This window comes from Amycolatopsis thermoflava N1165, from assembly GCF_000473265.1.
In the GTDB taxonomy this organism is placed as follows: Bacteria; Actinomycetota; Actinomycetes; order Mycobacteriales; family Pseudonocardiaceae; genus Amycolatopsis_E; species Amycolatopsis_E thermoflava.
Map to the genome: position 1 here is coordinate 3,376,282 of NZ_KI421511.1, position 21,633 is coordinate 3,397,914.

Below are 21,633 nucleotides of genomic sequence, written 5' to 3' on the forward strand. Positions count from 1 at the left end.
AGCGTCCGCGATGGGCTGAACAATGACGTCCGCTGAACCACCGTCGATGCCCGCGGTGCTCGGTGGCGCGCTGGTGGCCTTGTTCGCCGCGTCGCTGACCAACACCATCGCGGGCATCGCGCTGCCGACGATCGCCGGGGAGCTGGGCGGGCAGGACAAAGTGGCGTGGGTGGCGAGCGCGGCGCTGCTGACCATGACGGCCGCGACCCCGTTGTGGGGCAAGGGCGCCGACCGGCGGGGCCCGCGTCCGCTGCTGCTGGCGGCGATCGCGGTGTTCGTGGCCGGGTCGCTCATCGCGGGCACGGCGTCGGCGATGGGCTGGCTGATCACCGGCCGCGCGGTGCAGGGCGCCGGGGCGGGCGGGATCCTCGCGTTGTCGAACGCGCTGGTGGCCGGGCTGGTCCCGGCGCGCGAGCGCGGCCGGTACACCGGGTGGTTCGGCATGTCGTTCGGCGTCGCCTCGGTTGCCGGGCCGCTCGCCGGTGGGCTGGTGGTCGGCGCGTGGGGCTGGCGGTGGTGCTTCCTGGGCGTGGTGCCGATCGCCGCGGTGGCGGCGGTTCTCGTCCGGCTGGCGCCCCACCGGCAGCCACCTCCATCCCGCGCGCCAGTGGACTACGCGGGCGCCGCGCTGCTCACGGGTGCACTCGGCGGCCTGGTGTTGCTGTTGTCCGCCGCGGGCACGGCGCGGCCGTGGTTGTCCTGGCCGAACCTCGTGCTGGCCCTGGTGGTCGTGGGCCTGGGGGTCGCGGCCCTCGCCCGGGAGCTGCGGGCGGCAGACCCGATCCTGCCGCCCCGGCTGTTCCGCGTGCCGTCGTTCGCCGCGGCGGTCGGCGCGAGTTTCCTGCTGGGTGCGGTGATGTTCGGCGGCATCATCTACCTGCCGCAGTACCTGCAGGTGGTGCGCGGGCACGACGCGGTCGGCGCCGGCCTGCTGATGCTGCCCCAGATCGGTACCATGATCCTGGCGTCGGTGCTGACCGGGCGGCGGATCGTCGCGTCCGGCCGGTGGAAGGTGTTCCCCGCGGCGGGCTGCGCGTTGCTGGTGGCGGGCCTGGTGATGCTCGCCCCGCTGACGCCGGCCACCTCCCCCTGGTGGCTCGCCGCCGCGATGGCGGTGCTCGGCGCGGGAACCGGGATGGCGCAACAGGTTCTGGTGCTGGCGGCGCAGAACGCGGTCGGTCCCGGTGACCTGGGGGTGGCCGGGTCGGCCGCCACGTTCGCCCGCTCCCTCGGTGGCGCGGTCGGTGTGGCGGCCTTCGGCTCGGTGATCGCGTCCCGCCTCCGCGACGGGCTGCCGGGCGATCTGCTCGGCACTCCCGAACAGATCGCCCGGCTCCCGGCCGCCCTGGCGGAGGCGGTGCACCTGACCTACACGAGCGGGCTGCGGCTCGCGTTCGTCGCCGCGATCCCGCTGGCGCTGCTGGCCTTCGCCGCGGTGGTCACCGTCCGGGAGACACCGTTGCGGTGAACGGCCGGTTGAACACCGGCGGCGTGTAGGGCACGTACCGGCCGCCCATCAACCGCGGCGCGGTGGACGGCCAGTGCCCGGTCCGCAACCGGTCCAGCATCACCTCGATGGCCGTCTCCTGCTCGTCCGCGGTGAACGTGCAGTGCCCCGCGGTCTGCACGTACGTCTGCCGCAGCAGCGGGCCGTTGCCCGCGGACCGCACCACCGCGCCGTAGGACTGCTGCTGCGCCACCGTGGAGATCTGGTCGCCGGTCCCGTTGACGGTCAGCACCGGGATGTCCAGCTCGCCGTCGAACACGATGCCGCGGCTGAGGTAGGCCACGGCGGCCGGGTCGGCCGCGATGCGCGGCGCCGCCGCCAGCCGCGCGAGATCCGCGCCGAGGTCCAGCCCGGCCCGCCGGTACAGTTCCCGCACCGCCGGGTCGTTGCCGAGCTGCCGGGCGTAGTCCACCCCGGTGTTCCACGACGGGTTGCCACCGGCCAGCTGCTCGATCTGCCTGCGGCTGCTCATCGCCTGTCCGATGTAGGGCAACGGCCCGCCGGCCAGCGCGAGGTACGTGCCCTCCTGGCGCTCGGTCACGGTGCGGGGCAGCGGCGTCTCGGAGCCGTCCGCCGCGAGACCCCACTCCGGGAGCTGGCCGATCGCCCCGGCGAGGGCGATGCGCGCCCGGCCTTCCGGCGTCGCCTGCGCCCCGGCGAGTGCCGAGATCCACGCCTGCTGCGCGCCGGGAACGTCCGCCGGGATGCCCGTCACCGGCAGGTCGCGGTCCGGGAACAGCAGCGTCTTCAGCGTGAACACGGTGTCCAGCTTCTGGTTCCACTGCCCGACCGCGCCGCCGAGGCCACCGCAGAACGGCACGGCGGCGTCGAACACCTCCGGGTGCACCTGCGCCGCTCCGGCCGAGACGAACCCGCCCATGGACTCGCCGGACGCGATGTCCCACCTCGCGGGGCCGGAGGCCGCCTCGAAGCGGGACAGCGCCTCGGCCTGGTTGTCGATCGCCCGCGCGATGTTCCACCCGGTGACCGTGCGGGTGGTCCCGCCGACGGCGATCCCGCGGTCCACGAGCCGGGCGGTCAGCGGATCGGCGAGCCCGCTGGAGGCGAAGTCGAGCCCGACGATCACCGTGCCCTGCCAGTGGTCCGGCTTGACGAACAGGTACGGCGTGCCGTCGGCAAGGCGACCGTCGAGACAGGATGCGCCGGCGAGGCACTGGTCCGCCGCCGACGCGGGCACCGCGGTCCCGGCGGTGAGCAGGAGTGCGGCCACCAGGGCACGCGCGAGCCGCCTCATCGGACCGGGAAGTTCTTCGTGGCGACCTCCCAGCCCGGCGTCGCGCACAGCGTGCACGAGCCGAGGAAGTAGCCGCGGGCCACCGGGTTGCCGTTGAGGGTGAAGTCCAGCCAGTTCACCAGCACCGCGACGGCCTCCTCACGCATGGCGGCGTCGACCTGCCCGTCGCGCAGGCCGTACCAGAACCCGCTGTGCCCGGCGCCCGGGTTGGTCGCCCGCACGGCGGGCACGGTCGCCAGGTCGTAGTTGGCGAGGCTGTTCTCGTGGGCCACATCGGACGGTCCGCCGTCGAGGAACAACGCCGGGGTGTGCAGTTTCGCCAGCTCCGCCCGGCCGTACCCGTACCGCCCGTCGGCGAAGAAGCCGCTGTTGAGCGAAGCCACCGACTTCACCCGCGGATCCGCGCCCGCGACCAGTGCTTCGAGCCCGCCGCAGGAGTGCCCGGCCACCGCCACGCGGTTCAGGTCGAGCCGGTTGCGCAGGTCGCTGCCCTTGCGGTCGTTCTCCCGCTCGGCCCAGGTGATGCCGTCGGTGATCACCTCCGGGCGCGGGGTGCCGTTCTCGCCGTTCGCCGGCTGGTCGACCGCGCCGACCGCGACCACGACGAAGCCGTGTGCGGCCACCAGCATCTCCGTGGCGAGCAGCTCGTTGTTGCCGAGGTGACGGCACGCGCCGTTGCCGATGACGACCACGGGCAGCCTGCCGTGGATCTCGTCCAGGTCCGCCGGCCGGTACACCGTGTACTCGACGGCCAGGCCGCGGGTGTTCGCGGCCGCCTCGCGGACGACGGGGTGGAACTGCTCCATCGCCGGCCGGTTCGCCGTCTCCGGAGTCGTTCCCGATGCCAGGCCCACCGTCACACCGGTGAGGGCCACGGCCGCCGCGGCGGCCGCCAGGACCTTCCACACGAACTGCTTCACAGGACGCCTTCCCTTCGTTGGGGGACCTCACTGTGGTCATTTCAGGCGACGACCGTCAACGGCACTGTCACTCAGTGGAAGGCCTCTAGACTTCCGCCATGACCGGACCCGCCCCGCAGCACTCGCAGCGCCTGCTGGGCACCCTGCTCGGCGACTACTGGTTCTGGCGGCGCGAGCACCTGCCCTCGGCCGCACTCGTGGACCTGCTGCGCGAGTTCGGCCTGACCGAGCCCGCGGCCCGCGCCGCGATCCAGCGCGCGGCCGCCCGCCACCTGGTCACCACGTCGAAGTCCGGCCGCCGGACCGCGTACGGCGTCCCGGACCGCACCCACCGGCTGATCATCGGCCACCTGCGCCGCCTGCTGGAATTCGGCGCGGAGGACCGCGAGTGGGACGGCCGCTGGACGTTCGCGATGTTCTCGGTGCCGGAGCCGCAGCGGGAGGACCGCCGCACCCTGCGCGGCCGGCTGCGGTGGCTGGGTTTCGGGCCGCTCTACGACGGCGTCTGGGTCTCGCCGTGGGACCGCACCGCGGACGCCCTGCAGGTCCTCGGCGCACTCGGCGTCGACACCGCGACCGTCGCCCGCGCGGAGGTCAGCGCGGACGTCCCGGCGGCGGGGAACCCGTTGCGCGCCTGGGACCTCGACGAGCTGCGCCAGTCCTACGTGGACTTCCTCGACCGCTGGTCCGGACTGCGGAAGCGGGTCGCCGCCGGCGAGGTCGGCCCGGCGGAGGCGCTCGTCGTCCGCACCAGGGTGATGACCGAGTGGCGCGCCTTCCCGGACGCCGACCCGGACCTGCCCGGCGAGCTCCTGCCCGCGGACTGGCCGCGCGCCACGGCCCGCCGGTGCTTCCTGGACATCTACGACACCCTGGGCCCGGTGGCCGAGCAGCGTTTCCGCCAGATCGTCGCCCCGCACGCGCCGGAGCTGGCCGAACTGGCCGCCCACCGCACCGGCGGCGACATCACCAGGGGCGCTGAGCCGGAGGCCTTCCCCGCGGACGACGACCTCGCATGGACGGGTCCCCTCGGCGAACCATAGGCAACACGTTATTGCCCTCCCGGACATCGCTGTGTAGCGTTTTGACGCGGAGCTTCTTCCCCGTCCTCAGCGTGGAGGCATCGTGTCCCCTGACGTCCCCCGCCCCGCGGGCAAGCGGGCGCTGCTCGCCGGCCCGATGGGCGCCTGCCTGGCCAACTACGACTTCGGCATCTACGGCACCATGTCCGCGCTGGTGCTCAACAAGGTCTTCTTCCCGTCGCTGAGCCCGGCCGCCGGCACGCTGGCCGCCTACGGCACCTTCGCCGCCGGGTTCATCGCGAAACCGCTGGGCGGCTTGATCTTCGGCCGCATCGGCGACCGCTTCGGCCGCCGCACGGTGGTCGTGTCCGCGCTGCTGCTGATGGGCGTCGCGACCGTCTGCATCGGACTGTTGCCGACCTACGCGGCGATCGGGGTGACGGCGCCGGTCCTGCTCACCGTGCTCCGCCTGGCGCAGGGACTGGCCGTCGGCGGCGAATGGGGCGGGGCGGCGACCCTGGCGGTCGAGCACGCGCCCGAGCACAAGCGCGGCTTCTGGGGCGGCGCGGTCGGTGTCGGCGGGCCGATCGGGTCGATCCTGGCCGCGCTGACCGTGCTGCCGTTGTCCGCCGCCCTGTCCGACGCGGCCTTCGCGTCCTGGGGCTGGCGGGTCCCGTTCCTGGTCAGCGCGCTGATCGTGGGTGCCGGGCTGTGGATCCGGCTCGGCGTGGACGAGTCGCCGGTGTTCCGCCGGGAAGTCGCGCCCGCGGCCCGGCCGAGCCTGTCCGGCGTGGTGCGGCGCAACGGGCGGCAGATGGCGCTGGTGTTCTTCATCGCCGGGGCCGCGGTGTCCGGCATCTACCTGCTCAACACCTACACGCTGTCCTACGCGGTGGCGCACGCCGGGATCAGCCGCTCGACCATGCTGACGTTCTCCACGAGCGCGCAGATCCTCGCCGTGGTCGCCGCGATCCTGCTGCTCCCCCGCGTCGACCGGATCGGGCTGGGCCGCCTCTACCGGATCAGCGCGGCGGCACTGGCCGTACTGGCGTGGGTGCTGTTCGCCGCGCTGGACAGCGGCAACGCGGCGCTCATCGTGCTCGCCCTGTCGCTGGGACAGATCGCCGTCAACGGCATGGTGATCTCCTCGGTGCCGATCTACGTGCTGCTGTTCCGCCCCGCCGACCGCGTCACCGGCGCCGGGTTCAGCTTCAAGACCAGCGACGCCATCCTCGGCGGCACCACTCCCCTGGTCGCCGGCCTGCTGGTGCAGGCGGCGGGAAGCGGGTGGATGGTCGCCGCGTACGTCACGCTGCTCGCCGCGGCGGCGATCACCGCATGCACGGTCGGCCGCCGCCTGCTGCCGTCCACCACCGCCGCGCCCGCCGTCGCCGCGCGGAAGGTGGACGCGTGAGGCTCGATCCGCTGGCCGAGCACGACCTGTTCGCCATCCACGACCACTACCACCGGCTGCGGGCGGCCTCGCCGGTCGTGCACAGCCCCGAGTTCGGCGGGTTCTGGGCCGTGCTCGCGCACCGCGAGGTCCGCCAGGTGCTCAGCGATCCCGCGCTGTTCATCAACTCCGTGCAGAACGTGGTGCCGAAGGTGCGCGCCGCGGGCCGCCGCCCGCCGTTGCACCTCGACCCACCGGAGCACACCGTCTACCGGCGGGCGCTGGCGCCGCTGTTCCGCAGTGAGCGCACGGCGGCGCTGGAGCCCCCGCTGCGCGCGCTGGTCGGCGACCTGGTCGCGGACCTCGTCGCGCGCGGCCGGTTCGACGCCTGCGAGCTGACCTACCGGGTGCCCAGCTTCACGGTGGCCCGCTGGATGAACATCCCGGACGCCGAGATCGGCGCGGTCCGGGACACCGCCGACGCCTACAACCGCGCCTTCCAGGAGGGCGACGACGACGGCCTGCGCCGCACCAGCGGCGAGCTGTACGAGATCGCGCGGACGCTCGTCGCGCGGCGGCGGGCGGATCCGCTGGACCCGGCCGAGGACCCGCCGTCGGCCCTGCTCGCGGCGCGGGACGGGGGCGAACCGCTGCCGGACGAGCTGGTCGTCGGCACCATCCGGCAGCTGCTGCCCGCGTCGATGATCGGCGCCAGCGTCACGATCGCGAGCTGCATCGCGCACCTGGCCCGCGACACCGCGCTGCAGGAGCACCTGCGCCGCAACCCGGGCGAGATCCCGGCCGCGATCCCCGAGCTGCTGCGGCTCTACTCGCCGTACCGGGGTTTCGCCCGCACCGCGGTGCGGGACGTCGAGCTGGGCGGGCAGCGGATCCGGGCCGGGGAACCGATCGCGCTGGTGTTCACCGCGGCGAACCGGGACCCGGCCGTGTTCCCGGAGCCCGACCGGTTCCACGCCGGACGGCCCTCCGGCGACAACATCGTCTTCGGCTCGGGCCCGCACCGGTGCGCCGGCGCGGGCCTCGGCAGAATGGAGATCACCGTGACCCTGCGGGAACTGCTCGCCAGGACCCGGCTGTTCACTTTGGACGGTCCGATCGGGATGACGCGCTGGCCGGAGTTCGGCCCGCGGTCGCTGCCGCTGCGGGCGGTCGCCAGATGAGCGAACCGGTTCCCGCGCGCCCGGACGAGCACGACTTCGACCCGCTCGCGCCCGAGACCTTCACCAGCGCCCACGAGCAGTACCGGGAGATGCGCTCCCGCTGCCCGGTCGCCCGCAGCGCCACCTACGGCGGGTTCTGGGCGCTGTTCCGGCACGAAGACGTGCGGGCCGTGCTGGCCGACAGCGACACGTTCACCACCAGCGTTCAGAACGTGGTGCCGAAGTTCGCGTTCACCGGGCGGCGCCCGCCGCTGCACCTCGACCCACCCGAGCACACCGACTACCGCCGCGTGATCAACCGGTTCTTCACCCGCGGGAAGATGGCCGAGCTGGAACCCGCCGTGCGCGCGCACGCCCGGAAACTGCTGACCGGGCTGGTCGCGCGTGGCGAAGCCGATGTGGCGGCCGAGTACGCACGTGTGTTCCCCGCGCACGTGTTCGCCGAGTTCTTCCACCTGCCCGTCGAACTGGCCGAGCGGATCGAGCAGATCAGCGCCGAGTACGTGCGCGCGATCCAGGTGGTGGACGACGAGGAGGTCAAGCGCGGCAGCCGGGTGCTCTACGGCATCGCGGCGGACGTGATCGAGCAGCGCCGGGCGGCTCCGCTCGACGACGACCTGACCACCGCGCTGCTCGCGGCGCGGCCGGGCGGAGAGCCGTTCCCGGACGAGATGGTGCTCGGCTGCGTGCGGCAGCTCCTGGTCACCGGGATGGTGGCGCCGAGCGTGTTCATCGGCACGATGCTGGCGCACCTGGCGTCGGACAAGGACCTGCAGGCGATGCTGCGGGCGGCGCCGTCGCGGATCCCGGCCGCCGTCGAGGAGTACCTCCGGCTCTACACCCCCTACCGCGGCATGTCGCGCACGCCGACGCGGGACGTGGTCATCGGCGGGCGGCTCATCCGCAAGGACGAGCCGATCGCGCTCGTCTACACCTCCGCGAACCGGGACGAGACGGTGTTCCCGGACGGCGAGAACTTCGTGCTGGACCGCCCGAACCTGCGCGAGGCGATCCCGTTCGGGGCCGGGATCCACGCCTGTCCCGGCGCGCCGCTGGCCCGCATGATGCTGGTGCTCACGCTCGACGAACTCCTCGCCGCCACCTGGGACTTCTCGGTCGCGGGCGAGATCCTGATGGCCCGCTGGGCGGAGTGGGGCACCCGGTCGGTGCCGCTGGCGTTCACCGCGCGGGAGTGATCCGGGTCACGCGTTGTCACACTCCCGGGAGCCGCTTTGTCAGATGGTCGACCCTCTGCGAAGGAGACACCATGAGCGGCAACACCGAAGTGATCGTGATCGGCGGCGGTTACGCCGGAGTCATGGCGGCGAACCGGCTGACGCAGCGCGGCGACGTGACCGTCACCCTGGTCAACCCGCGCCCGGAGTTCGTCGACCGGATCCGACTGCACCAGCTGGCCGGCGGCACCGGCCCGGCGGTCGTGGACTACCGGAAAGTGCTGGCCCCGGGCGTCCGGCTGGTCGTGGACACGGCGACCCGGATCGACGCGACCGCGCGGCGGGTGACGCTGGCCGGCGGCGACACCCTCGGCTACGACTACCTGGTCTACGCCGTGGGCAGCGGCAGCGCCGACCCGGGCGTGCCCGGCGCGGCCGAGTTCGCCCACCCGATCGCCTCGCTGGAAGAAGCCGAGCGCGTGCGGCCGCTGCTCGACGCGGCGTCGACCGTGACGATCGTGGGAGGCGGGCCGACCGGCATCGAAACCGCCGCCGAGCTGGCCGGGCAGGGTCGCGCCGTGACGCTGGTCTGCGGTGGCGAGCTCGGCCCGTACCTGCACCCGAAGGGGCGGCGCTCGGTCGCCCGGCGCCTGGAAAAGCTGGGCGTGACCGTGCTCGACGGGCCCACGGTGACGGCCGTGACGCGCGACGCCGTCCAGCTCAGCGACGGCCGCGCGCTGCTGTCCGGCGTGACCATCTGGACCGCCGGGTTCGGCGTCCCCGACCTCGCCGCCCGCAGCGGCCTGACCACCGACGCGCTGGGCCGCCTGCTCACCGACGAGACCCTGACCAGCGTGGACGACGAGCGCATCGTCGCGGCCGGGGACTCGGCGGCGCCGTCGGGGCTGCCGGTGCGGATGAGCTGCCAGGCCGCCGTCCAGGTCGGTCCGCAGGCCGCGCGGACGGTACTGGCCCGGATCGCGGGCGAGGAGCCCGCGCCGGTCGACGTCGGGTTCGCCGGGATGTGCATCAGCCTGGGCCGCCGGCACGGCATCTTCCAGTTCTCGACGAAGGACGACACCGCGAAGTCGAGCTTCATCGGCGGCAGGTTCGGCGCGCTGGTGAAGGAGGTCATCTGCCGGAGCATCGTGTGGCAGCTGGGCTACGAGGCGCGCCACCCGGGCAAGCGGCAGTGGTGGGCGAAGGACGAGAAGCGCCGCGAACGGGTGCGGAACCAGGCGCCGGCCGTCACGAACCAGGCGGCTTGACGCGGGAAGCCTGGACCCAAAGGTAGCTGGGTGGTCATCCCGTCGCCTGACACCGGCGCCATCACCTTGAGCCAGGGCCGCAACCTCCGTCCTCACCGGCGGATCAAATGCCAACCTTGCGGCCCTGGCTCAAGGTGATATGCACAAACCGGAAGGCGACGGGATGACCACCCAGCCACCTCGCCAAGGTGAGACGAGGCACCTCTAGGTCATCCCGGAGCCTGCCCGTCCGGCGAGGACTATCTTTTGATCTTTAAACCCGCGCCTTCGCGCGAAAAGCGCCTCACGGCGCCGGAAGGTCACCTTCCGACCACCCCCGCCCCCGATGCCTGATTGTGTTTCAGTCGCCGAGCAGCGGCGTCAAGGCGGGAAAGAGTACCTTGACCCCGCTGATCGGCGACTAAAGATCGGCTGTGGATCGGGGGCGGGGGAGGTCTGGTTCGATGGTCGGTGCTGTTGCGTTGCCGGCTTGCGTTCGGGGAGGGGGAGGTCTGGTTGGGCTGGCCGCTTGCTTTTGGTTGCCGGCTTGCGTTGAGGTCAGAACAGGCCGAAGTATTCGCGTTGCTCCCACTGCGAAACTTCCGCGAGGTATCGGTCTGCCTCTGCCCGCTTGATCCTGGTGTACCAGTCGATTACCTGGGGTCCCCAGGCCTTGGCGAACACCGGGTCGCGCTCCAGTGCGTCCAGTGCTTCCATCAGGCTGGTCGGCAGGCCGGGGGCGTCGGCGGTGTACGGGGTGGTCGTGGGCGGGCCCGGCTCTGATCGCCCTGCCATTCCGGACATGCCGCTGACGACCTGCGACGCCACGTACAGGTACGGGTTGGCGGCGGGCTCCCCGGACCGGTTCTCCAGCCTGGTCGCACCTCCGGCGGGGACCGCTCGCACCATCGCACCCTTGTTGTCCACGCCCCACACGATCCGGTCCGGCGCGAGCGAGTACGGCTGGTACCGCTTGTAACCGTTGATCGTCGGCGTGGTGAACACGGCGGCCGCCGCCGCGTGGTCGAGTAAGCCGGCCAGGTAGTGCCGTCCCACGTCGGACAGGACCTCGCCCGGCTGGGACGGCACGAAGGCGTTCACCCCGCCCGCCACCAGCGACTGGTGCAGGTGCCAGCCCGCCGACGCCGTGTCGGCCCCGATCGGGCGGCACATGAACGTCGCGTGGTAACCGTTCCGCTTGCACAGCTGGCGGATCGCGCTGCGGCACAACACCACCGCGTCCGCGGCGGCCAGAGCGGTCCGCGGCGCGAGTGTCACCTCCAGCTGGTTGGGCCCGAACTCCAGCTCGATCGACCGCAGCGGCAGGTCCAGCGCGGTGAGCCCGTCGGACAGGAACTGCACCACCTCGTCGACCTCGTCCAGCCCCTCCTCGTGCAGCAGTTGCGCGCCGCGGGTCAGTGGGGCTGTCCGGGGCGGCTCGCCGGGCTGCCCCGGCCGCGACGGCGAACGGTCGTCGGCGACGGCGCGGAACACGTGGAACTCCAGCTCCACCCCGACGTTCAGCTCGTACCCGTGACCCGCGAGATCCGCCAGCGTGCGCCGGCACAGCTCCCGTGTGGACAATGGCACCGCGGCGCCGTCCGGGAACACCAGATCGCACAGCATCCAGCCGGTGCGCGGCGCCCACGGCAGGATGCGGAACGTCGCCGGGTCCGGCACCAGGACCACGTCACCGGCGAACGCCAGCCCGTCGACCCCGATCCCGGCGCCCGGCGTGAACACCGGGAACACCGACTTGCCCGAGGTGTCCTTCAGCACGAGCGACGACGGCGCGGTACAACCGTCACGCATTGCCGGCCATACCGCGTCCCTCGTCAGCGTCTTGCCCCGCAACGAACCGTGCTGGTCGCAAAAGGACAGCCGCACCAGTTCGATGCCCTGCTCGTCCATCACGCGGCGCACCTGGGCCGCCGCGGCGTACTCGGCGTCACCCCACAGGGCGTGCCGCTCCACGAAACCGCCGCGGTCCGCGTCGAGGATCGGACGGGCTCCCCCGCCGCCCTCCGACACCGGCCGCTCGTCGACCGACCGGGCCCTCACCCCCGCACCGCCCACGGCGACTCCGCCCGGCGCTTGGCTTCGGCGTCCCGCCAGTGCTGCTGCCAGTCCGCGGCCGGCGCGACCGTGTCCACCGCGAGCGGACCGCGCAGGGTGCCGCCGTCGGTGGCCATCCCAGGCACCGGCTTGCCCGCCGCGTGCGCGGCGATCGCCTTGAGCAGCAGCCGCCTGTTGGCCGTCACCGCCCGGTCCGACACGCCCAGCCGCTCCACCGTGCGGTCCTGGACCGGGCCCATGCTCTCCACCGCCCACTGGTCGTGCACGTTGATGTCCAGCCCCATCCCGGTGTAGGTGGTGGAGCGCTGCTCGGCCGGGTCGAAACCCCAGTCGTTGTCGCGGTTGCGCACCGACCGGTAGTCGGGCAGCGTCACACCCGCCATCCGCTGCCGCAGCAACGTCTCCTTGTCGGTGACGTCCCGGAAGTCGTACAGGATCATGAACCAGTAGTGGTTGAAGTCGTCCACCGGCACGTGCCACTGGCAGAACACCTTGTCGTTGCCGAACGGCACCACGAACGCGTTGGGGAACACCAGGTTCGTCACGCGCACGTGCTTGAGCCGCTCGGTGAGGGTCCGCACCGCGAACACCCGCAACCCGTGCTCGGCCTGCTCCACCTCGATGTCCGGCCGGTAGCTTTCACCGACGATGCTGGACAGGGTCTTGCCGGTGCCCGCGACCTCCTCGGCGAACTGCTGCCCGTAGGTCTCCCGCGGGTCCTCCTCGATGAACCGGTGCAAGAACGACACGTGGCTGGGGTCGATACCGCCCTCCACCCCCTGCAGCCAGTTGCACTCCCACAGGCCCTTGAACGCGAACGTGTACTCCTCGGGCGCGGTGAAGCAGTCGTAGTCCGGGAACGGCGGCGGGGCGCCGCCACCGAGGTAGGCGAAGATGATGCCGTTGCGTTCCTGGCACGGGTACGCCGCGATCCGCACCTTCTCGTGGAACCGGCTGTGCTCCGGTTCGGCGGGCTGCTCCAGGCAGCGGCCGTCGGCGCCGTAGAGCCAGCCGTGGTAGAGGCACCGCAGCCCGCCGTCCTCCAGCCGCCCGTACGACAGGTCGACACCGCGGTGCGCGCAGAACCGGCTCACCAGCGCCCAGCCGTCGCCCTGCCGGTACAGGACCAGGTCCTCGCCGAGCAGCCGCAACGCCTTCACCGGCCGCTCCGTCGACATCTCCGACACCAGCGCGGCCGGCTGCCAGTAGGCGCGCAGCAGGCTCCCCGCCGGCGTGCCCGGTCCGGTGCGGGTCACCAGCTCGTTGTCTTCACGCGAGAGCACGGCGCCTCCTAGTGGCAGTGGTCCGAGGTGTGGCAGCTGACCGGCGGCGGCACGTCCAGCGCAGGGTTGCGGTCGAAGAACCCGTCCGGCTCCAGCCGGAGCCGCGCCTTCGCGACGGGCATGACCGGCCAGTCCTCCGGCCGCGGGAAGTGGTGCGAGCCGACCGTGGCCCACAGCACCAGCTCCGCGCCGTCCAGCGAGCGGTCCTCGCGCTGCCACACCTGCACCCCGTCCGAACCGGGCTCGGCCTGGTTGGGGTACTCGCCGCCGACGAACCGGCGCTCCGGGTCGTAGGCGGTGGCCCACAGCTGCTTGCCGACGAACGGTGCCCGCCGCGCGCACACGCTGTCCTCCCGCACCGGCAACCGCGCGGTGCTGTCCACGAACAACCGGTACGCGGTCGGCTCCCCCATCCGGTTAGTGCGCTCGGCGCTCTCCACCCGCCAGTGCAGCGCCCGGGACGCGTCGGTGGTCAGCGCGGCCTCGCTCTCCCGCCGGATGACGCGCACCCCGGTGCGGACCGCGTTGCCGTACGGGTCGAGCGCCGGGTCCGGTTCCGGCTCGGCGCACACCTCGGCCAGGCGGTTGCGCGGCCCGTCGACCGCCATGTCGAGCCGCACCGCGAAGTAGTGCTGGTGGTTGGTGACGGCCACGTTCGGCCCGACCTTGCGGGCGTACGGCGGGTCCTCGTCGTCGCCGATGCCGGTGGCCGACAGGATGCCGGTCATCTTGATCTCCAGGTCGATCGAGCCGTCCTGGTGCAGGTTCCAGTAGAAGCCGTAGTCGTAGTTGGCGACGGTGACGAAGCTGGACACGATCAGCTTGCGCGAGCGGCGCACCTCGGTGGTGCCGCGGCGGCCGTCGTGGTGCTTCCAGAGGATCCCGTCGTCCTCCTCGTGCATGCAGATGGCGTTGGGGATGACGCGGGCCTCGCCGTCGCCGCCGACCACCGCGGCGTCGAAGTAGTGGATCACGCCGAGGCAGTCGCAGCCCAGCTCCAGCGAGTTGGTCAGCGGGCCGCCGCCGTACTCGCCCCAGTCGAAGAAGTTCTTGCGGTACTGGGTGGAGCTGGTGTCGAAGTAGGGCACGTACATCTCGTTGACCGCCGCCCGGCGCACCACCGGCCGTCCGGTGAACGCGAGGTCGTGCAGGACGAGCCCTTCCCGGTGGGTGAAACCGATGCGGAACGACCAGTTCTGCCAGCGCACCTCGTTGCCATGCACCGTGAAGCTCGGTCCGTCGGGCTGCACGACGTCGATCGGCTTGAGGTCGGTGCGCGGCGGGTGCGCGGCGGCGGTGAAGTCGCCGGGCTCCATGGCGAGCGGGACCTCGCCGTGGTCCTCGACGCGCAGCACCGCCATGCGCTCCATGTCGATGATCGGCACGACACCCTGCACCGGGCGGGCGTAGTGGTTGTCCTCCGGCGAGGTCTTGAGCCACACGCTGCCCCAGGTGAGGCGGCGGCCGGCGTACTCGGGCGGTTCGAACCCGCCGATGGACTCGGGGTCGATCATCACCAGCGACATGTCGGTGATCCCGCGCTTGGCCAGCACCGCCCGGAACTCCGGGTCCGCGCGGCAGGCGGCGGCCGCGGTCCGCGCCTCCTCCGAGGTCATGCCGGGGTTGCGTGGGTCCAGCGGCCGCCACGCGACGGCCTGCGCGGGCTCGCCGAGCAGGACGTCCACCTCGTGGGCGGCGTGCGCCTCCGGGTCCAGGACGACCACGCGCGCCTTCCGGTCCGCGCCGGTGCGGGCGTGGTGCTCGTCCAGCGTGACGCCCCAGAAGCGGGCGCCGGGGCCGACCTTGCCGCTGTCGCGGATCGCGGCGACGGCGGCGGCCAGTTCGGCCGGGGTCAGCGGGTCCATCGGGTGGGCCGGGGCCTGCGCGCCGGCGGGCGCGAGCATGCTCACGATTCGTCCTCCTCGTGCTGTCCGGACACGACGGCGGCGCCGTCGGCCCGTGGATCGGATGCGGCGTCGAGCCGCGTGCCCGCCAGGCGCGCCACCTGCACGTGCCCCGCCTCGTCGACGAGTCCGGCGACCACGTCGACCGGCAGTCCGGTCGCGCCTGGCGCGGAACCGGGCTCGGCGAGCACGGTTTCGACCGCGTAGCCCAGGTCGCGGGCGCCGACCACCCACCGCGGGCGCGCCAGCACCGCGGCCGGGTCGGTGGCCGGGTCCAGCAGCCAGGGCACGGTCTGGGCGAGGATCTGGGGCTGCGCGCGGCCGCCCTGGCACCCGGCGGCGAGCAGGACGCCGTCGGCGACGCCCAGCACCGGGCAGAGCGTGTGCGGCGGGCGGCGGCCCGGCGCGATCTCGGCGGGATGACCGGGTTCCAGGCTGAACGCGGAACCGCGGTTGTGCAGGACGATCCCGGTCGCCGGATCGCAGAGGCCCGCACCGAAGGACTGGTAGACGCTCTGGATCAGCGACACCGCCAGCCCGTCGTCCCCGACCGCCGTGACCGCGACGGTGTCCCCCGCCGCCCGGCCCGCGGTCGTCGCCCCCAACGGGGCGTCGGCGCGCAACAGGGCGTCGAGGTCGACCGATCCGGCCTTCGGGTCGCCCAGGTGCCGGTCGCGGGCGGCGACCGCGCGACGGCACCGCTCGACCAGGTCACCGCGGCCGGACAGGATGGCGAGCAGGCTCGCACCCTGACTCGGCGGCGGCGCCGCGAACCAGCGGCCGTCGAGCGTCAGCGGATCGGTGATCTCGGCCTCGTGCGCGGCGAAGTCCACCGTGGACAGTCCGCTGCCGTCGAGGAACGCGACCAGCCGGGCGGCGATCTCGCCCCGATAGAATGACTCCGCGGTGAGCGAGTCCAAGGTCGCGGCGAGGTTCGGCTGCACCAGGGTGTCCCCGGTGCACAACGCACGCAGGCCAGGGTCGGCGAGCACCGCGTCCCGCCGGTTTTCGATGGCCTGCGCCAGGCCCGGCGCGATCGGCACCCCGTCGCGCGCGAGCCGCGCCGCGTGCCCCAGCGCCACACCGAGCGGCAGGTTCCCGTGCCGGGCCAGCGCCTCCCACCCCGCGACCACCCCGGGCACGGTGACGCTCGCCGGCCCCTGGCCGGGCATGCGGGAGCCCTGAGCACGCAACGCATCCACGTCCGCACCCGATCCGGCGGCGCCGACCGACAGCACCGCGCGCACCGTCCCGCCGGGCAGGTGCAGCAGGGCGACGAGGTCGCCGCCGAGCGAGCACTGGTGCGGGTAGACGACGGTCAGCGCGGCAGCCGCGGCCAGCGCGGCGTCCACGGCGTTGCCCCCGGCCTCGACGGCCCCCTCCGCGGCCCGCACCGCGGCGGAATGCGGCGCGGCGATCGCGACGCGGTTCACGAGTCCACCGGGAACAGCAGCGTCGGCGCCGGTGCGGCTTCCGCGCCCTGCAACGGGATCGGCTGCGAAACCTGGTAGTAGACGCCGGGGTCGGTGTGCAGCAGATCGGCGACCTCCAGGATCAGCACGCCCGCGCCGCACAGCAACTGGTGGGTTTCCCAGTGCGTGGTGTGGTCGGTGTCCTCGATCGAAAGGTAGTCGATCGCGGCCATCTTCACCCCCGCCTCGATGAGCAACTGCGCGCCATCGGGCGCGAGGCCGACCCAATGCGGCGATTTCCACGGCGAGCGCAGCACGGTCGCCGAATTGGTGGTCTTGAGCAGCACGCGGCCTTCGTCGCCGAGGCCGGCCTTGGTCAGGTCGGCGGCGGTGATCGAGTGGCGCACGAAAGTCAGGTCCAGCACGCGGGCCGGGCCGAACAGCGCGGTGAGGTCGGCCTGGTCTACCGTCGGGCCACCGTCGACGAAGTGCGCGGGCGCGTCGATGTGCGTGCCGGTGTGGGCGCCGATCCGCCAGCGGCTGACGTTGGAGGGCTGGCCCGCCGACCGGGATTCGACGACCTCGATTTCGGGGCGGCGTCCCCAGTGCAGCATGCCCGGGTGGATCGGCACGGAAATGTCGATGGCCTTCTCAGGATCGAGGTACACGGGCTATCCTCCTTATTGGATACGAACTTAATTCTTTTGGATCCACCGAACCGGAAGGTCCGCATGCCGACCCCCCAGTCCGACGAGTCGCTGGTCGACGAGATCGCCGCGACCATCCGCGCCCGCATCATGAGCGGGGAGTTCGCGATCGGCGCGCCGCTGCGGCAGGCCGCGCTCGCCGCCGAGTTCGGCGTGAGCCGCACGCCCATCCGGGAGGCGTTGCGGCAGTTGCAGAACGGCGGGCTGATCGAGGTGCTGCCCAACCGCGGCGCGGTGATCCGCGTGCCGACGCCGTGGGAGGTGCGCGAGGCCTACGAGGTGCGCGCCGAGCTGGAGGGCATGGCGGCGCGGCGCGCGGCGGACCGCATCACCCGCACGCAGCTGAAGAACCTGGCCGACGACAACGACGTGCTGCGACGGGCGCTGGAGGGCACGGACGACAGCTCGCTGGAGACGCGGGCGGCCAACGACTCGTTCCACACGGTCATCTGCGCGGCGGCGGGCAACGAGTGGCTGACGGCCATGGTGGCGCGCATCAACGAGAGCTTCCCGCGCAACGTGTCGTCGCTGGCCCTGGCCGGCAGCGAACGCCACCGGCAGGAGAACGTGTCCCAGCACGACGCGATCATCGAAGCCCTGCGAGCCGGCGACGCGGACGCGGCCCGCGAGGCGATGCACGCGCATATCATCTCCTCCGGCGAGCACCTGGCGGCCTGGTACGAACGCCGGTCGCGCACGGTGTTCCACCCCTGACCGGCTCACCGCACGTCCTGCGCGGTGAGCCGGGCCGGGGACAGGAAGTCCAGGTCCGTGCGGGCCACCCCAGTCACCAGGTCGGCCAGCGCGGCGCCGATCACGGGGGCGAACTTGAACCCGTGGCCCGAGCACGCGCTCGCCACCAGCACGCCCGGCTGCCCTGGCACCGGGCCGACCAGGAACCGCTTGTCGGCCGTCATCGTGTAGCGGCAGACCACGTGCTCGCCGACGGGCCCGGCTCCGGGCAGCAGCCGCGCCGCGATCGACGACAGCAGCCCCAGCTCGGCGGCCGACGCGGGCGCCACCGGCTCGGCGGGGTCGATCACCGGCCCCGCGTCCAACCCGATCTTCACGCCCCGGCCGTCCACCGCCGGAATCCCGTACGCGAGCCCCTCCGGCAACTCGGCCGAGAAGCACCCGAGCCGCGGCGGTGCGAAATCCCCGCCCGGGAAGTACGCGTTCACGATCCGCACCGGGGTCAGCTCGGGCGCCAGCCCGGGAAGCAGCCGCCCGATCCACGGGCCCGCGCACACCACCAGCCGCCGAGTCAGCAACCGCGCCCGCGGCGTGTGCACCGCGATCAGGTCGCACTCGTGGCGCCAGTCCAGCACCGGTTCCCGCTCGTGCACCCGCGCACCGGCGGCGACCGCCAGCTTCAGCTGCACGCGCATTGCCGCCTCGGCGTCCACCACACCGGCCGCGGGGTCGTGCACCGCGCGCCAGCCGTCGGGCAGGCGCAGCGCCGGGAACAGGGCCGCGGCCTCGGCGGCGTCCACTTCCCGGCACCCCGGCCCGCGCAACCCCGCGGGCTCCCCGGGCGGCCGCGCGTAGAGCCCGCCGGTGGTCCGCACCAGCGGCACCCCGGCGTCCCGCGACAGCCGCGCCCAGCCTTCGTACGCATCGCCGACCAGCCCGTCCCACACCGGGTTCGGGTACGCCCGCCGGATCATCCGGGTGGCGCCGTGCGACGAGCCGCGGTCGTGGCCCAGCCGGAACTGCTCCAGCCCGGCCACCCGCAACCCGCGCCGCGCCAGCTCGTGCAGCGTCGCCCGGCCGTGCACGCCGAGCCCGACCACCACCGCGTCGAGCACCTCCGGCTCCGGCCGCGAAACCACCCGCGGCCGCTCCAGGATCCGCGCGAACGGGTCCGGCTCCGGCACCACGGGCGCGGCCACCGGCCGGTCTGCGGCGATGATCTCCCGCACCGCTTCGACCAGCGCGTATATATCCGCGTCGTCGTTGTATACATGCACCGAAGCGCGTAATACCGCGGGCAGGTCCCGCGCGGCGAGGTCCCACCGGCCGTGCGCGGCCGGCACGGTCACCAGGTGCACCCCGCGGGCGGCCAGCCCGGCCCGCACCCGCTCGGCAGGCATCCCGGGCACCGCGAACGTCACGATCGCCCCGCCCGCCCCCGGCGGGTCCACCACCCGCACACCGTCCACACCGGACAACTCGGCACGCAGCGCCGACCCCAGCGCCGCCAGCCGCGCGGCGACCACCGGCGCGCCGAGTGCCGCGAGGTCCGCCAGCGCCGCCCCGAGCCCGAGCCGCAGCGCGTGTGCGGCCTCCCACAGCTCGAACCGCCGCGCGCCCGGCGCCACGACCCAGTCCCGCTCGTGCGTCCAGCTCGCGCCCCGCACGTCCGGCGACACCGGCGCGAGCCGCCCGGCCATCTCCCCCGACGCGTACAGCAGCCCGGTGCCGCGCGGCCCGCGCAGGAACTTCCGGCCGGTCGACACCAGCAGATCGCAGCCGATCCGGCGCACGTCGACCTCGAGCTGCCCCAGCGACTGCGTCGCGTCGAGCAGGAACGGCACCCCGGCGGCCCGGCACAGCGCACCGATCTGCTCGGCCGGCTCGACCAGCCCGGACGACGTGGGCACGTGCGCGGCGGTGACCAGCGCGACCGGCCCGGACCTCAGCGCCCGCGCCAGCGAATCCAGGTCCACCCCGCCGTCGGGCGCGATGTCCAGCAGCTCGACCTTGATGCCGGTTTCCCGCTCCAGGCTCAGCAGCTGCAGCGCGCTGCTGACGTAGCTGGACCGCGCGGCCAGCACCCGGTCCCCCGGTTGCAGCCGCAGCGCCGCGACCGCGCGCTGCCAGCCCGCGGTGGCGCTCTCCACCAGCGCGATCTCGTCGGGCCGCGCGCCGAGCGCGGAAGCGGCCAGCCGGTAGACCCCGTCCAGCCGGGGCGCGGCCTGCCATGCCGCCTCGTAGCCGCCGATCGCGGCTTCCAGTTCCAGGTGCGCGACGACGGTCGCGACCGTGCCTGCCGCCGGGAGCGCTGCGCCGGCGGCGTTGAAGTGGTGTCCCGTGGTGGCGCCGGGTGTCCTGGCCCGCTCGGCGGCGACGTCCACCCCGCCCGCGGTCGTCACCAGGCCGCCGTGACGCTCTTGAGGACCGTGAAGCCCTCGACCGCCTCGTCGCCGAGATCCCGCCCGAAGCCGGACTGCTTGATCCCGCCGAAGGGCACCGCGGAGCGGAACTCGTTGTAGGTGTTGATCCACACCGTGCCTGCCGCCAGCTCCGCCGCCATCCGGTGTGCCCGCCCGAGGTCGCGGGTCCACACCCCGGCCGCGAGGCCGTACTCGGAGTCGTTGGCCATCGCGAGCGCCTCGTCGTCGGTGTCGAACTCGAACACCGTCAGCACCGGCCCGAAGATCTCCTCCCGCACCGCTCGCGCCTCCGGCGACAGTCCGGAAAGGACGGTCGGCTGCACGAAGAACCCGGGCCCGGGCAGCACCTCGCCGCCGGTGAGCACCTCGCCCTCGCCCAGCTCCAGGAACCCCGCGACGCGGTCCCGCTGCGCGGCCGACACCAGCGGCCCGACGGTCACCCCACCGGACAACCCCGGACCGATCTTCAGGTTCTCGGCGATCCGCACCAGTTCGGCCGACACCTCGGCGGCGATCGAGCGGTGCACCAGCAGGCGGCTGCCCGCGGTGCACATCTGCCCGGAGTGTGCGAAGATCGTGCGCGACAGCATCGGCAGCAGCCGCTCCAGGTCGGCGTCGGCGAAGACGATGTCCGGCGACTTCCCGCCCAGCTCCAGCGTGACCGGCACGGTGCGCGCCGCCGCGGCGGCCATCACCTCGCGGCCCACCTTCGTCGACCCGGTGAACGACACCTTCGCCACGCCCGGATGCCGCACCAGGTCAGCGCCGGTGTGGCCGTCGCCGGTGACGACGTTGACCACGCCCTCGGGCACCCCGGCCTCCAGGCACAGCGCCGCCAGCCGCAGCGCGGTCAGCGGGGTCTGCTCGGCCGGTTTGATCACGACCGTGCAGCCGGCGGCCAGCGCGGGCGCGAGCTTCCACGCGGCGATCATGAACGGGAAATTCCACGGCAGCACCAGCGCGGCCACCCCGACGGGCTGCCGCAGGGTGTAGACGTGCCGGTCGGGCGCACCCGCGTGCACGGTTCCGGTCAGCCGCACGGGCGCCCCGGCGAAGTGCTTGATGGCGTCCAGGCCGAGGCCGACGTCCCCGCGCGCCCGCTCGATCGGCTTGCCGTTGTCCAGGGTTTCCAGCACGGCCAGCTCCTCGGCGGCCTCCTCGACGAGCGCGGCCAGCCTCACGAGCACGTCCCGCCTCCGCTCCGGCGGCAACCGCCGCCAGCGGCCGTCCTCGTGCGCTGCCGACGCCGCGCGCACCGCGGCATCCACTTCGGACGGTCCGGCCAGCCCGACGCGGGTCAGGACCTCTTCGGTCGCCGGGTCCAGCACCGGGATCAGGTCGCCGTCGCCGGTGGTCCAGTCACCGCCGAGCAGCATGGGCTCGACCTCGGCGATCCGGGGCCTGCTGATGGTCTGTGTCACTGCGTTCCCCTCGC

The 21,633-nt window shown here is 73.3% G+C and carries 16 protein-coding genes; 7 read left to right on the forward strand and 9 right to left on the reverse strand.

Annotation, left to right across the window (positions count from 1 at the left end):
• Positions 1-22: 22 nt before the first annotated feature.
• The gene (locus tag AMYTH_RS0116860; RefSeq protein ID WP_228684828.1) at positions 23-1,468 is read left to right on the forward strand and encodes an MFS transporter; all 1,446 of its coding nucleotides are present in this window, start codon (positions 23-25) and stop codon (positions 1,466-1,468) included.
• Here the strand turns inward: AMYTH_RS0116860 and AMYTH_RS0116865 are convergent.
• Positions 1,440-2,762, reverse strand: a complete 1,323-nt coding sequence (locus tag AMYTH_RS0116865) for an alpha/beta hydrolase family protein (RefSeq protein WP_037322575.1) — start codon at positions 2,760-2,762, stop codon at positions 1,440-1,442. The genes AMYTH_RS0116860 and AMYTH_RS0116865 overlap by 29 nt on opposite strands.
• Complete coding sequence (locus AMYTH_RS45075; protein WP_051362705.1) at positions 2,759-3,682, reverse strand: poly(ethylene terephthalate) hydrolase family protein; 924 nt, start codon at positions 3,680-3,682, stop codon at positions 2,759-2,761. The genes AMYTH_RS0116865 and AMYTH_RS45075 overlap by 4 nt, the downstream gene beginning before the upstream one ends.
• Before the next feature lie 98 nt (positions 3,683-3,780).
• Here AMYTH_RS45075 and AMYTH_RS45080 point away from each other — a divergent pair, with 98 nt between their 5' ends.
• The 5 genes from AMYTH_RS45080 to AMYTH_RS0116895 all read left to right on the forward strand — a co-directional run bounded on the left by AMYTH_RS45080 (position 3,781) and on the right by AMYTH_RS0116895 (position 9,721).
• The gene (locus AMYTH_RS45080; protein ID WP_063630396.1) at positions 3,781-4,725 is read left to right on the forward strand and encodes a PaaX family transcriptional regulator; all 945 of its coding nucleotides are present in this window, start codon (positions 3,781-3,783) and stop codon (positions 4,723-4,725) included.
• Between the two features lie 82 nt (positions 4,726-4,807).
• Entirely contained in the window at positions 4,808-6,118 is a 1,311-nt protein-coding gene (locus AMYTH_RS0116880; protein ID WP_051362706.1) for an MFS transporter, read from the forward strand.
• Positions 6,115-7,278, forward strand: coding sequence for a cytochrome P450 (locus AMYTH_RS0116885; RefSeq protein ID WP_051362707.1), 1,164 nt, complete (start codon positions 6,115-6,117; stop codon positions 7,276-7,278). Before AMYTH_RS0116880 ends, AMYTH_RS0116885 begins: the two co-directional genes overlap by 4 nt.
• Positions 7,275-8,474, forward strand: a complete 1,200-nt coding sequence (locus AMYTH_RS0116890; protein ID WP_027931326.1) for a cytochrome P450 — start codon at positions 7,275-7,277, stop codon at positions 8,472-8,474. Before AMYTH_RS0116885 ends, AMYTH_RS0116890 begins: the two co-directional genes overlap by 4 nt.
• Positions 8,475-8,545: 71 nt before the next feature.
• Complete coding sequence (locus AMYTH_RS0116895; RefSeq protein WP_027931327.1) at positions 8,546-9,721, forward strand: NAD(P)/FAD-dependent oxidoreductase; 1,176 nt, start codon at positions 8,546-8,548, stop codon at positions 9,719-9,721.
• A gap of 537 nt (positions 9,722-10,258) precedes the next feature.
• Here AMYTH_RS0116895 and AMYTH_RS0116900 read toward each other — a convergent pair.
• The 5 genes from AMYTH_RS0116900 to AMYTH_RS0116920 are packed head-to-tail and all read right to left on the reverse strand — an operon-like array spanning position 10,259 to position 17,043.
• Positions 10,259-11,761 carry a glutamine synthetase family protein gene (locus AMYTH_RS0116900; protein ID WP_157360618.1) on the reverse strand — a complete coding sequence of 501 codons (1,503 nt, stop codon included), beginning with the start codon at positions 11,759-11,761 and terminating at the stop codon, positions 10,259-10,261.
• Positions 11,758-13,059 (reverse strand): aromatic ring-hydroxylating dioxygenase subunit alpha, encoded by a 1,302-nt coding sequence (locus AMYTH_RS0116905; RefSeq protein WP_027931329.1) that lies wholly within the window; start codon positions 13,057-13,059, stop codon positions 11,758-11,760. Before AMYTH_RS0116905 ends, AMYTH_RS0116900 begins: the two co-directional genes overlap by 4 nt.
• Positions 13,060-13,067: 8 nt before the next feature.
• Positions 13,068-14,963, reverse strand: a complete 1,896-nt coding sequence (locus tag AMYTH_RS0116910; protein ID WP_027931330.1) for a primary-amine oxidase — start codon at positions 14,961-14,963, stop codon at positions 13,068-13,070.
• 2 nt (positions 14,964-14,965) lie between these two features.
• Entirely contained in the window at positions 14,966-16,396 is a 1,431-nt protein-coding gene (locus AMYTH_RS0116915; protein WP_027931331.1) for a gamma-glutamyltransferase, read from the reverse strand.
• Positions 16,393-17,043 (reverse strand): cyclase family protein, encoded by a 651-nt coding sequence (locus tag AMYTH_RS0116920; RefSeq protein WP_027931332.1) that lies wholly within the window; start codon positions 17,041-17,043, stop codon positions 16,393-16,395. The genes AMYTH_RS0116915 and AMYTH_RS0116920 overlap by 4 nt, the downstream gene beginning before the upstream one ends.
• Positions 17,044-17,106: 63 nt before the next feature.
• Between AMYTH_RS0116920 and AMYTH_RS0116925 the strand changes: the two genes are divergently transcribed.
• Entirely contained in the window at positions 17,107-17,796 is a 690-nt protein-coding gene (locus AMYTH_RS0116925; RefSeq protein WP_027931333.1) for a GntR family transcriptional regulator, read from the forward strand.
• 5 nt (positions 17,797-17,801) lie between these two features.
• Here the strand turns inward: AMYTH_RS0116925 and solA are convergent, their stop codons facing one another.
• Positions 17,802-20,177, reverse strand: a complete 2,376-nt coding sequence (gene solA / locus AMYTH_RS45085) for an N-methyl-L-tryptophan oxidase (RefSeq protein WP_209440770.1) — start codon at positions 20,175-20,177, stop codon at positions 17,802-17,804.
• Positions 20,174-21,619: an aldehyde dehydrogenase family protein gene (locus tag AMYTH_RS0116935; protein WP_209440771.1), complete on the reverse strand. Its 1,446-nt coding sequence runs from the start codon at positions 21,617-21,619 to the stop codon at positions 20,174-20,176. Before AMYTH_RS0116935 ends, solA begins: the two co-directional genes overlap by 4 nt.
• Between the last annotated feature and the right edge of the window lie 14 nt (positions 21,620-21,633).

Excerpts from the sequence above, each read along its gene's own strand:
- AMYTH_RS0116860 (WP_228684828.1), top strand. The coding sequence starts at position 23 with ATGACGTCCGCTGAACCACCGTCGATGCCCGCGGTGCTCGGTGGCGCG.
- AMYTH_RS0116865 (WP_037322575.1), bottom strand. The coding sequence starts at position 2,762 with ATGAGGCGGCTCGCGCGTGCCCTGGTGGCCGCACTCCTGCTCACCGCC.
- AMYTH_RS45080 (WP_063630396.1), top strand. The coding sequence starts at position 3,781 with ATGACCGGACCCGCCCCGCAGCACTCGCAGCGCCTGCTGGGCACCCTG.
- AMYTH_RS0116890 (WP_027931326.1), top strand. The coding sequence starts at position 7,275 with ATGAGCGAACCGGTTCCCGCGCGCCCGGACGAGCACGACTTCGACCCG.
- AMYTH_RS0116895 (WP_027931327.1), top strand. The coding sequence starts at position 8,546 with ATGAGCGGCAACACCGAAGTGATCGTGATCGGCGGCGGTTACGCCGGA.
- AMYTH_RS0116910 (WP_027931330.1), bottom strand. The coding sequence starts at position 14,963 with ATGCTCGCGCCCGCCGGCGCGCAGGCCCCGGCCCACCCGATGGACCCG.
- AMYTH_RS0116925 (WP_027931333.1), top strand. The coding sequence starts at position 17,107 with ATGCCGACCCCCCAGTCCGACGAGTCGCTGGTCGACGAGATCGCCGCG.